Raw genomic sequence first — 12,064 nt, 5'->3', positions numbered from 1 at the left:
ATGATTGAAGAGTTTTTAGGAGTATTTAATAATTTAAAGAACTATATTAAGAAAAATAAATTTGTTTTATCTCTTATCTTAGGTTTTTACCTCTTGGTTAATATCAACATCAGTTTAGCAGAGTTCCCGTATATTGATGATATAGGTCGACAACTTTTGGGATATACTGGATTTTCTCAACACTATTCTAGATATTTGAGTGAAGTCTCAGCACGACTTATCCAGGGAGGGGCTCATTTAACTGATCCAGGTCTAACTACAAATATTATCTCAGCCTTTATACTAACGTTTGCAAGCACTATATTGTTGTTTGTATTGTTTCCATCGAAAAAGGTTACTCCTGTTTTAGCCTTAGCATCAACTGTTATTGGAATAAATCCTTGGTTTTTAGAGCCTTTGAGCTTTAGGTTTGACAACCCATTTATGTCACTGAGTATCTTAGTGTCAATGTTTCCTTTTATCTTTTGGGAGTCTAGGAAACTATTTAGTTTATGTTCGGTTGTATGTATTTATCTCATGTGTAATTCATACCAAGCATCATCGGGAATTTATATTCTCATGACGCTAACACTTCTCTTTTTAGAAGTAGTCTACGGTGGTAAATTGAATATAAAGAGTTTAGTATGTTCAATTTTATCCTATGTTGGGGGTATGATTTTATATAAAATACAAATTACTATCAAGCCACCGATTTTTGCTGACCAAGGAAGTATCCCAAGTTTATTACATCTTCCTAGTATTATGTTAGCGAATACTAAAGGCTACCTAAAAAATATATATCTTCAAAGTTCAAAAATTTGGATTCTACTATTTCTAATAGTTATAGTTTTATTGGTATTCAATATTATAAGTACTAGTAAGCAAAAGAAACTATTAACATTTGCTTTAACAATTGCTTGGCTTGTTTTGGGAAGTATTTTTAGTTACGGAAGTTACCTAATACTTTCGGAACAATTTTATCTATTGAGACCTAGGTATGAATACGGGTTGGGAATATTTTCTTCTATCGTTTTAGTAGTTGCTCTGGGAATAACCAATAGAAAACAATTTATTAATATTTTAAAATCAGTACTTTCAAGTTTAATTATTTTTTACTTCCTTGCTTTTTCATTTATTTATGTTAGCAACTTAAAGCAACAGAATAGTACATTCACAGTACAAAGCACTATGCTAGGGAACAGCTTGAATAAGTATTTAGCTGATAAAAATAATGTGGTAAATATTAATCGTTTTGTTGCTAATTCACCTATTTATGAAAATGCAACTTCAGTTTATCCAATGATAAGTAGTTTGATAATGCCTAATACTAATGTTTCTTGGGATATGACAATGAGGTTTAATGCGATTACTAAATTAGATGTTGACTTTAAACCCTTTGATGCGACTACCTTAAATTCAGAATATAAACAATTAGAAACGACCAAATTGTACGATATTTATAGGAAAGATAATCAACTTTTTGTCGTGATGAAGTGATTAAAATTTATTATACGAGAGCAGATTTTTTCTGCTTTTTTTGTTAAAATAAAACTAATATTATTTAATTACAAGGAGAAAAATATGATTCTAGTAACAGGTGCAAATGGCCAACTCGGAACTGAACTTCGTCACCTTCTTGACGAACGCAACGAAGAATATGTAGCAGTAGACGTAGCTGAGATGGACATTACAAATGCTGAGAAAGTAGACGAAGTGTTCGCAGAAGTGAAGCCAAGTTTGGTCTACCACTGTGCAGCTTATACTGCAGTAGATGCTGCTGAAGATGAAGGCAAAGAACTTGACTATGCCATTAACGTGACAGGAACTGAAAATGTCGCTAAAGCTTCAGAAAAGTATGGTGCAACGCTTGTTTATATTTCAACAGACTACGTTTTTGATGGTAAAAAACCAGTTGGACAAGAATGGGAAGTTGATGACAAACCAGATCCACAGACAGAGTATGGTCGTACAAAACGCATGGGTGAAGAACTTGTTGAAAAACATGTTTCTAACTTCTACATCATTCGTACTGCGTGGGTATTTGGTAACTATGGTAAGAACTTCGTTTTCACTATGCAAAACCTTGCTAAGACTCACAAGACACTTACAGTCGTTAATGACCAACATGGTCGTCCAACTTGGACACGTACTTTGGCAGAGTTTATGACCTATTTAGCTGAGAACCGTAAGGAATATGGTTATTATCACTTGTCTAACGATGCGGCTGAAGATACAACTTGGTATGACTTTGCGGTTGAAATCCTAAAAGATACTGATGTTGAGGTGAAACCTGTAGATTCAAGCCAATTCCCAGCTAAAGCTAAACGTCCACTTAACTCAACAATGAGCTTGGCAAAAGCTAAGGCTACCGGATTTGTCATTCCAACATGGCAAGATGCTTTGAAAGAGTTTTACAAACAGGAAGTGAAATAAACTCAAATATTTTTTGATTTCAACAGAGAGAACAGGTGTAATAATGCTGTTCTCTCTTTTTTCATTGAGAATATGATATAATTAGTGGAATATATGTGTCGAAAGAGAGTGAAAATAGTTGAAAAAAGTATCTGCCCAAAAGGTTTTCTTTTGGAATATTTTAGGAAGTATGTCTTCAGCAGCTGTTTCTGTTATACTTCTTTTTATTGTTACACGCGCCTTGAATAGTGTCTCGGCAGATATTTATAGTTTTGCCTATGCGATTGCAAACCTATTTGTTATTGTTGCTAGTTTTCAAGTCAGAGACTTTCAAGCAACAGATATAAGAGAAAAGTATTCTTTTGATACCTATTTTGTTACTAGGATCATTTCTAATATTGCAATGGTTCTTCTTCTAGTGGCTTATCTAATCTTTAATCCAAACACGCATTCGAATGTTGGAATCATATTTTGGGTTTCTTTCTTCCGAGTTAGTGAAGCTTTATCAGATGTTTTTCAAGGATTGTTTCAGCAGCAGGAACGTTTGGATATTGCTGGGAAGTCTCTTTTCCTGAGAAATACCATCTCAACAATTGTATTTACTTTAACTTTAGTTATCTCTAAAAATCTATTGTGGTCAGTGATTGCACAAACAATCAGTTCATTCGTATTTATCGCTCTATTTGACTACCCTAATTCAAAAGTTTTCCATAGATTGAATCCTTTAAGTGTTAAGCCTGGTAATATCATTAGTGTATTGAAAGATTGTTTGCCTTTATTTATTAATGCTTTTTTGCTGGTTTCAATTTATAACCAACCTAAATATGCATTGAATGATATTTTTAACCAAGGACTAATTGGTAACGGTGTTCAGAGGGATTTTAGTATTTTATTCACACCCATTTTTGCCATGAATCTGATGATTGTGTTTCTAAGACCAATGATTACCCAACTTGCAGTTTTCTTGGAAGAAAAGAAAATTTCGCATTTTATAACTTACAAGAATAATCTCTTCAAGATTTTACTTGGTACGTGTACCTTCATTTTTCTTGTTGGTGCTTTTATAGCGATTCCAGTACTGGATATTGTATATGGAACTCATCTAAAACAGTACCAAACTAGTTTTGTAGTCTTGTTATTAGGTGGGATTGCAAGTACCTTTTCAACCGTATGTGATAATATCTTGACGATATTTAGAAAGCAGCATTTTTTAGTGATTTCATTTGTCGTAGGTTACACTGTATCACTCTTAACGGCTAAGCCTTTAGTTTCTAAATTTGAGATTTTTGGGGCATCCCTATCATTTCTTTGTGCGATGATAGCATGGTTACTGACATCTCTAGTAATTTATTTTATAACGAATCCATATACAATTTTTAGGAAGAAAAATTAAAATGAAATTTTCAATTGTGGTAGCTGCTTATAACGTGGCAGAATATTTAGAAGAATGTGTAGATAGTCTTGCAAATCAAAATTTCCCTAATTCTGAATATGAAGTTGTTATTGTTGATGATGGTTCTACAGATGGTCAAACTGGAAATCTTTGCGATCAATTAACCTCTAAATATGAAGTTGTTAGAACTATTCATCAAGAAAATGGTGGCTTATCTTCAGCAAGAAATACTGGTATCAAAGAATCTAAGGGAGATTATTTATTATTTGTTGATGGGGACGACTTTTGGAGTAATCCAGAATTTCTTCATACACTATCGGAAAATATTGAAAACTATCAAAGTGATGTCATCGTATTTTCTTATAATAAATATTACGGATCAGATGATAGTTTTAAAGTTAGTTTCGATTTTATTCCTAATCAAGGTGATATCAATGATGAATTGGCTGAATTAGTTAAAAATGAAGTTTTAACTGCACCAGCGTGGAATAAATGTGTGAGGAGAACTCTGTTTAAACAAGGTTTGGATTTTCCTATTGGCTTTTTATCTGAGGATTGTTTATATTGCGCAGACCTATTAAAATTAATATCTTCTTATTCGATTTTGAATGTAGACTGTTATCAATATAGACAGAATCGCTTAGGAAGTATTACCAATATCATTAAGGAGCAAAATGTAATTGATATTTTAAAGAGCATTGAAATTGGTTTAACTGACATTGACAAATTGAGTTCTAATGTTAAGGATGCATTGAATATTTATTTTGCGATTTCTTATATTTCAATCCTACCTTTTGTTAATCAATATTCTGGTCATCCTGAGATTCAACGTTTACTTAGAGATTATAAGTTTCTTCTTAAATTTTCAAATGAAATAAAAAATAAATCCTTTAAATACACTGGATTGCTAACTAGATTATTTGGAGTGAATTTATCAATTAAGATATTCCCACACCTAATGAAATTATATAAAAAGTTTTAATGCGTAACAGTAAAATAATTAGAAAGTATCATATGTCTAATCCAATCGTTTCCGTAGTTATACCTGTATATAATGCTCAAGAGGGTATTAAACAGTGCTTAGATTCACTCTTAAACCAAACATTTAAAGATTATGAGATTATTCTTTTGAATGATGGATCTACAGATAACACCTTAGAAGTTATAAAAAGTTATGCTTCTAAAAATGACTGTATCAGGGTTATTGATAAGGAAAACGAGGGAGTTGCTAAAACTAGAAATAAAGGCATACACCTCGCTAAAGGTGAGTATATTGTCTTTATTGATAATGATGACTTTGTTGATTCTGATTATTTAGAGCGTTTTTATAATGCAATAGATCAAGAACAACTAGATATTGTTCTTGGTGGCTATAAGCGTGTTAATCAGGACTTGAAGACACTTTTCAAGCAAGACCTCACACAGTCTGAATGGTCTAAATATATTATAGTTGCACCTTGGGCACGTATCTATCGAACTTCATTTTTAATCGATAATGAGATTGAGTTTTTTGATTATCCAATTGGTGAGGATGTTATTTTTACGTTATCAGCTTACAATTTAACGGAAAAGATAAAAATAATTGATTATAATGGCTACAATTGGTATTTTAACGAGAAAAGTATTTCAAATACATCACAAAGAGGGTTTAATCCGAATATAGATATTGTGTACTTCTTGAGCCATCTACTTCAAGTTGCTGGTGATTCAAAATATATTCGTTATTTTATCAAACGCTATTATATTTGGTATTTACTTTTTTCTGGGAGAGCAGCTTCTAGCTCATCATTTATGGATCAATATAGAAAAATTAAGCAGTGGATTTCTAAAGAAAATATAGATTCAAGTTTAACCCCCTTATCATCGGAAATAACAGGAGAACGAATGCAAACCGTTGTTTCGGTATTGGCTTTTAGAACCTTCGAGCGTTTGAGACTTGTCTCACTGTTTTCAAAATTATACTGTAAAGGAAAGGAGAAGTAGTTGAGAGTTTTAATGATTATTCCTGCCTACAATGAGGAGGAAAGCATTTTCGACACGGTAACAAGTATCTTGAATTACCGCAAGAAAGTTGATTTTGAGTTGGACTATGTTGTTATCAATGATGGATCAACGGATAAGACAAAAGAAATTTTGGAAGAGAATCATTTTAATGCTGTTAATCTTGTCATGAATCTTGGAATTGGTGGTGCGGTTCAAACAGGTTACAAATATGCACTGGAGCATGACTATGATGTTGCTGTTCAATTTGATGGTGATGGACAGCATGATATTGAGTCTCTATCAGAACTGCTTGAGCCAATTCGAAAAAATGAAGCAGATTTAGTTATTGGTTCTCGTTTTGTTGGTGATGTTAAGTCGGAATTTCAAACGACGTTTATGCGACGTTTTGGAATTAGTGTGATTTCTAATCTCATCAAATGGACGACAGGCCAAAGAGTTTTAGATACGACATCGGGCTATCGTTTGGCTGATAAAGCTATTATCAAACAATTCGCTAAACGTTATCCAATCAAGTATCCAGAACCTGAGACTATTGTTCATATTTTGAAACGTAAATATCGAGTTGTTGAACAACCAGCAAATATGTTTGAACGTACTGGTGGCGTTTCTTCTATTACGCCAATTAAATCCATTCGTTATATGCTTGAAGTGTGTTCCTCGATTGTTATTGCAGCATTTATGAGGGAGAGTGAATAATGTCAGTTTTATCTATAGTGATGTTGATAGCTTCAATCTTTTTCCTTTATCTAGTCATTAGAAATATCAATAAAAATAATATTTTATTTGAGCAGGCCTTTATGTGGATTGTCATCAGTCTTGTGATGATTATTATCTCCATTTTTGATGTTATTCCGGTTTATTTTGCAGGATTACTTGGCTTTGAATTGACATCAAATTTCTTATTGTCGCTTGCAATCTTCTTCTTGCTAGTTATTGCTTTTTTACAAACCATGACATTGTCAAAGCAAAAGGAACAGATTAAGCATTTGGTTCAAGAATTATCAATTCTAAAGAGTCACGTTGTTGAGAAAGAGGAAAAGAATGAAGGATAATCATACTTGGGTAATTTGTGCTTATGGAGAAAGTGATTATCTAGAAGCCTGTATTCAATCTTTGAAAAATCAAACTCTTAAATCACAAATTATCTGTTATAGTTCAACGCCACTTGATTCGATTAAGGAACTTTGCCAGCGTTATGCTATCCCATTTTATACTAAACAAGGTGGAGGAATTGGTAAGGATTGGAACAATGCTATGTCTTTTGTAGAGACTAAATATGCTACAATAGCTCATCAAGATGACTACTATGAGCCAGAATACACTGAGAAAGTATTGGGCAAAATGGAAAGAAATTCTGATGTTTTAATCGGATATTCTGATTATTTTGAAGAAAAAAATGGTCTTAAGATTCCTGCCAATACCAATCTTAAGATCAAAACCTTGATGCTCAAAACCTTGAATCTTTTTCCAGCTAGTCGTTTTTGGCGCAATCGTGTGATGGCTTTTGGAAATCCTATTTGTTGTCCAGCTGTCACTTATAATCTTGAAAAGTTGAAGAATTTCTATTTTGATGAGGAGATGAAGGTTAGCCTTGACTGGTATGCTTGGTATAAGATTAGCGAGTTCAAGGGACGTTTTATCTATGTAGCAGATAAGCTTATGTGTCACCGAATTCATGAAGAGTCTGAGACTTCTAAAACTATCGCTGATAATACTCGTAGTAAAGAAGATTTGTATATGTATGAACTCTTCTGGCCAAAGTGGGTAGCTAAGGGGCTAATGAAACAATATGTGAAGAGTCAGAAGACAAATGGCTAACGAGCTAATATTAAGATAATGAAAAGCAGATTCGCTCTGCTTTTTTTGTTTCTCAATAGAAAGATGACTTTTTCTTTTTTGTTTAAACTATAGTATAATTGAGGTAGTATGCACCTTCAAAGATTGGTTATCACCGTAATCTTTGAAGCTAGTAATGTTAGTAGTTATCAAGTACTAATTGATATTTTGTTAAACAAAGTGGATGGAAAAATGAATAATTTAATCTCAGTGGTTGTAACCTGTTATAATCACGAAAAGTATATTGAGCAATGCTTGCGAAGTATTTTTAATCAGACTTATCGAAATATCGAATTAATCGTTTTGGATGATGGTTCGACGGATAGTTCAGCTAAAATTATCCAAGAGGTTTTGAAAGATTCACCTTTTGAGACAAGCTTTGAATCTCATGAAAATCTAGGTGTTGTAAAGAATCGGAATATGGGGCTTGGTCTAATCAAAGGAGACTATTTGCTGTTTGTAGATAGCGATAACTACCTGGATATGGATTATATTGAGCAGTTGTATAGCAAATTGATTGAAACAAATGCTGATATTGCATATTGTGATCTTTTTAATCCTGAAAAAGAGGAGTACTATCTTAAAAGTCGTGAATTTGATCTAACAGATTTTCTAAATGCTAGTTTCATCGATAACTGTTCTTTGATTCGTAGAAGTATTATTGGGGATGCTCGTTATGATGAGAAGTTAAATCGTAAAAAGCTTGAAGATTATGACTTTTTATTGAATCTCATTATTAATAATGGAGCTAAAGCAGTATATCAACCAAATACTAAGCTTAACTATCGTGTTTTTGAAACGGGGTCCATTTCTGGGCGTGACTCTGTTCGCTATCATTATGAAGTATATCTTGAGATTTTGGAGAAATATCTTGATAAACTTCCTCATGAAATCTATCGTGCTGTTTGTGGCAATCTCATGGTTTTAGAAGAACGCTTAGATAAATTGCTGAAACATCATAATAAAGTAACTGACTATGTTCGCCAATTGAAAAAAGAGCGTGATCAGCTTGAACGAAGAAAATATACGCAGTCTAAACAACTGAAAGACGCTCATGAAGAAATGGAGCTTATCCGAGGTTCACTATCGTACCGTCTGGGAAATGCACTTATCACTCCTATCAAGACAGCTGGAGTAATTGCAAAGAATCCAAAAGCTATTAAAAATTATTTGAGAGCTTTAAAAGTCAAAGCTGTACAACTGCGTCGTCATGTGACACCACTTAAGGTTCGTCAGTTACGTCGTCTTAGAAATAGTCAACGTTCAGCCCTGTCATTTACTGGTAAAAGAGCTCTAGTCTATGTCATTTTCGAATCTGAAAATCGTTTGCAAGAATACAAATTACGATTTTTACAGGCCTTATCCCCGTTAATGGATGATGTCATTGTTGTTGTAAACGGTCAGCTTCATGTTGATGATGTCAATAAACTTGAACCTTATGGACAAGTTTTGACCCGTGACAATAAGGGATATGACACAGCAGCCTTTAGAGAGGGTATCTTTGCTTTTGGTAAAGATAAGCTTAAAGATTACGATCAACTGTTCTTGGTCAATGATACCAATATTGGACCAATGAGAGATTTGTCTCAGCTTTGTCAAGAGATGACTGATAGGCATCTTGATTTCTGGGGGATTTCATTTGGAGAAGAGCAAGAAGATGTTACTAAGGAGAACCCATACGGCTATATTCCTAAGCATCTTCAATCTTATTTCTTAGTTATTGAAAAGCTCATGTTAAATGATGATGCTTTTTATGAATATTGGACACATTTGACAGACACAGATTCTCGTGACAAGGCTATTGGACGACATGAGACACGTTTTACCAAGTATTTTGCTGATTTAGGTTATCGTTTTGATGCTGTCGTGCAAGAATACGAAGACTCTGCCATGTATATCCACCCACTTAAGATGCTCAAAGCAGGTAGTCCTTTGGTGAAATACACGGCTCTGAAAAATTATGATGAAGACCAATTCTTGTGGCAAGGTCTTGAGCGTAAATCAGAAATCCCTGATTTGCTAGAGTATGTTGCTGAGAAAACAGATTACCCCGTTTCAATCTTGCAAGATATTGTCAATAAATTCAAGGCTGTTCCTCGGGAACAATATATTCTATTGATTGATGGTGTTGAAAATATTATTCCACAGTGTACTCGTTACCGTGTCTTGAATAAGGCGGAGCAATTGCGTAAGCATGGCTTTGAAGTTAAGGTTGTTAACCTATCAGATTTACAACTGTCAATGGCTCAGAATGCTAGTCATATTATTATCTATCGTTCTCCAATTTCGCCTGAGCTTCTGCGTCTCTGCCATTTGGCTAAAGAATATGGAAAACCTGTTTTCTTTGATATAGATGATTTGGTATTTGATACGGTTTACACGGACCAATTGAGTTATACGCAAGGTCTTGATCCGGTTGAAAAAGGGAATTATGATGCCGGAGTTCGTAATTACGGTTATATGTTAGAGAACTGTGATGGTGCCATTACTTCAACTAACCAGTTGCAAGAGGAGTTGAAGAAGTATCAAAGCAAGGTTTTGCTTAATCGTAATCTAGCCTCTGATGAGTTAATCTCTATCAGTAGTCAATTTATTAAGGACTATTCTCAAGTATCAGACATTGTTAAGATTGGTTATTTCTCTGGTTCAATTAGTCATAATGAGAATTTTGAATTGATTAAACCAGCTATTAAGCAACTGCTTACAAAATATAGTAATGTTCAATTACATATTGTCGGAATTCTTGATATTCCAAAAGATATGAAGCCCTTTGAAAATCAAATTGTCACTCACGATTATGTGGACTGGGATAAACTGCCTGCCTTGATTAGCGAGGTTGATATTAACCTGGCACCGCTTGTGGATTCTATCTTTAATCGTGCCAAATCTGAGATTAAGTGGATTGAAGCTGCTTTGGTAAAAGTGCCAACAGTAGCGAGCAAGATAGGAGCTTTTTCGGATGTGGTTGTTGATAGTGAAACAGGTCTGTTAGCTACTGATGATCAGTGGTTTGACAAGCTAGAGGCTTTAGTTTTATCTCCAGATTTAAGACAAAAGTTAGCTGAATCAGCTTACCGAGAGGTCCTTGGAAATTGTACCTTAAGCAAGAAAGATGAAATGGTGACTTATTTTGAACAGAATTAAACAGATAAAAGTTGAAAATTTATTTTTCATATTAGCAACGATTTTTATTTTCTCATTTATGTTTGTGTTTCCGATTAATCGTGTGCCAGATGAGACAAATCATGCACGCATGACATGGGAAACTTTCCATAAACCAACTGAGAAATCTTTTAAGTGGATGAACGAGATTCCAAGTAATGATAAGGTTAAACTAGCAGAATATAAACAGATTTTTGCTCAAAAAATTGATATGAGCAAGGAACCTTTTCATTTTGGTGTGAGTTTGAAATCAATCTCATTTATTCCACAGTTGATAGGGATGACGATTGGAAGCTGGATTAGTCCTACAGTTGGTATGATCATTTATATGGGCCGTATTTTTAATGCATTGGCTTATATTCTAGGAATTTACTTTTTAATACGTTATTTCAAGTATGGAAAGACAGCCCTAATGTTTATATCGCTTTTACCTATTATGGTTCAACAGGCTTCATCACTTTCTTATGATGTGATGAACTACTTGGAAGTGATGTTGGCTCTTGGTTTTATCACCAATCTTGCCTATTCTAAACGTTTTACCAATCGTAATCTTATTCAAGTGATAGGTCTTGCGATTTTACTTTTAGCGACTAAACCAAATAACATTCTAGTGTTGGGATTAATACCATTTGTACCGTTTAAGTTTGAAGGTGCCCTTGCCTTTCTAAATCGTCCAATGCAAGCAGTCAAGGCCTTTATTTCGAAATTTAAAGGAGTCTTCTATCTTCTCTTTATTGTGGGTGTTGTTGCGGTTCTTCAATTTTTGATGAAGAATCAGGGTGGTCTTCACCATTATGGAGACGTTTTGCGTAATACACTTTTCAATCCTGAGTTGAATGATAATTTGAATGGTATCTTGTCCCTTGGAATGTTTGGCTACCTTGGGAATCTTACCTTGCAAATGCCACTTTGGTTAATTTTCATTGACATTATAGTTTTGACTCTGTTATTTCTCTCAAGCAAGAAGGATTTCTTTACCAAAGATTTCGCAAATGCATCATGGATTCTCTTCTTATTAGAGATTTTAGCTGCAATCACAGTGATGTATATCCAGTGGACACCTCTTGTTCTTGGTAAGGGAGCTAATATATCAGTTGGTTCTCAAGGACGTTATTTTACGCCATTTATCATTCTTTTATTACCTCTAGTAGCTAATATGGCTAATATCGATTTATCTCGACATAAACGATTGAAAATAGCAACAGTGACTTTAGTAGCTAATTTCCTAGTTGCTATGTATTTGATTCTTTTCCATTACTGGGGGGTATTTGCATAATT

Annotated in this window: 10 protein-coding genes; all 10 read left to right on the top strand. The window is 33.9% G+C overall.

The window, feature by feature from the left end:
• The 10 genes from PCY14_RS00355 (at window position 1) to PCY14_RS00310 (ending at window position 12,062) form a co-directional block, all read left to right on the top strand.
• Window positions 1–1,476, top strand: a complete 1,476-nt coding sequence (locus tag PCY14_RS00355; protein WP_293933984.1) for a glucosyltransferase domain-containing protein — start codon at window positions 1–3, stop codon at window positions 1,474–1,476.
• An 84-nt stretch (window positions 1,477–1,560) separates the two neighbouring features.
• On the top strand, window positions 1,561–2,412 hold the full coding sequence (rfbD, locus tag PCY14_RS00350) for a dTDP-4-dehydrorhamnose reductase (RefSeq protein WP_293924737.1): 852 nt from the start codon (window positions 1,561–1,563) through the stop codon (window positions 2,410–2,412).
• 118 nt (window positions 2,413–2,530) lie between these two features.
• Window positions 2,531–3,784 (top strand): oligosaccharide flippase family protein, encoded by a 1,254-nt coding sequence (locus PCY14_RS00345; protein WP_293933988.1) that lies wholly within the window; start codon window positions 2,531–2,533, stop codon window positions 3,782–3,784.
• Between the two features lies 1 nt (window position 3,785).
• Complete coding sequence (locus tag PCY14_RS00340) at window positions 3,786–4,766, top strand: glycosyltransferase family 2 protein (RefSeq protein WP_293940736.1); 981 nt, start codon at window positions 3,786–3,788, stop codon at window positions 4,764–4,766.
• A gap of 32 nt (window positions 4,767–4,798) precedes the next feature.
• Window positions 4,799–5,767, top strand: coding sequence for a glycosyltransferase family 2 protein (locus PCY14_RS00335; protein WP_293940738.1), 969 nt, complete (start codon window positions 4,799–4,801; stop codon window positions 5,765–5,767).
• Window positions 5,768–6,484 carry a glycosyltransferase family 2 protein gene (locus PCY14_RS00330; RefSeq protein WP_042767099.1) on the top strand — a complete coding sequence of 239 codons (717 nt, stop codon included), beginning with the start codon at window positions 5,768–5,770 and terminating at the stop codon, window positions 6,482–6,484. It abuts the gene before it with no gap.
• Window positions 6,484–6,840, top strand: a complete 357-nt coding sequence (locus PCY14_RS00325; protein WP_143568012.1) for a DUF2304 domain-containing protein — start codon at window positions 6,484–6,486, stop codon at window positions 6,838–6,840. Before PCY14_RS00330 ends, PCY14_RS00325 begins: the two co-directional genes overlap by 1 nt.
• Complete coding sequence (locus PCY14_RS00320; RefSeq protein ID WP_293940740.1) at window positions 6,830–7,606, top strand: glycosyltransferase family 2 protein; 777 nt, start codon at window positions 6,830–6,832, stop codon at window positions 7,604–7,606. The genes PCY14_RS00325 and PCY14_RS00320 overlap by 11 nt, the downstream gene beginning before the upstream one ends.
• A gap of 210 nt (window positions 7,607–7,816) precedes the next feature.
• Complete coding sequence (locus PCY14_RS00315) at window positions 7,817–10,768, top strand: rhamnan synthesis F family protein (RefSeq protein WP_301363019.1); 2,952 nt, start codon at window positions 7,817–7,819, stop codon at window positions 10,766–10,768.
• Window positions 10,755–12,062 (top strand): DUF2142 domain-containing protein, encoded by a 1,308-nt coding sequence (locus PCY14_RS00310; RefSeq protein ID WP_301363018.1) that lies wholly within the window; start codon window positions 10,755–10,757, stop codon window positions 12,060–12,062. The genes PCY14_RS00315 and PCY14_RS00310 overlap by 14 nt, the downstream gene beginning before the upstream one ends.
• The last annotated feature ends 2 nt before the right edge of the window (window positions 12,063–12,064 follow it).

It is taken from the genome of Streptococcus sp. SV2 (assembly GCF_030440175.1).
Taxonomy (GTDB): domain Bacteria; phylum Bacillota; class Bacilli; order Lactobacillales; family Streptococcaceae; genus Streptococcus; species Streptococcus raffinosi.
Note: the sequence above shows the minus strand (reverse complement) of the source record. Positions and strands in the feature narration are given on the sequence as shown.

What these genes read in the sequence shown, in the direction of transcription:
- PCY14_RS00355 (WP_293933984.1), top strand. Translation starts at nt 1, where the DNA reads ATGATTGAAGAGTTTTTAGGAGTATTTAATAATTTAAAGAACTATATT.
- PCY14_RS00315 (WP_301363019.1), top strand. Translation starts at nt 7,817, where the DNA reads ATGAATAATTTAATCTCAGTGGTTGTAACCTGTTATAATCACGAAAAG.
- PCY14_RS00325 (WP_143568012.1), top strand. Translation starts at nt 6,484, where the DNA reads ATGTCAGTTTTATCTATAGTGATGTTGATAGCTTCAATCTTTTTCCTT.
- rfbD (WP_293924737.1), top strand. Translation starts at nt 1,561, where the DNA reads ATGATTCTAGTAACAGGTGCAAATGGCCAACTCGGAACTGAACTTCGT.
- PCY14_RS00335 (WP_293940738.1), top strand. Translation starts at nt 4,799, where the DNA reads ATGTCTAATCCAATCGTTTCCGTAGTTATACCTGTATATAATGCTCAA.
- PCY14_RS00340 (WP_293940736.1), top strand. Translation starts at nt 3,786, where the DNA reads ATGAAATTTTCAATTGTGGTAGCTGCTTATAACGTGGCAGAATATTTA.
- PCY14_RS00320 (WP_293940740.1), top strand. Translation starts at nt 6,830, where the DNA reads ATGAAGGATAATCATACTTGGGTAATTTGTGCTTATGGAGAAAGTGAT.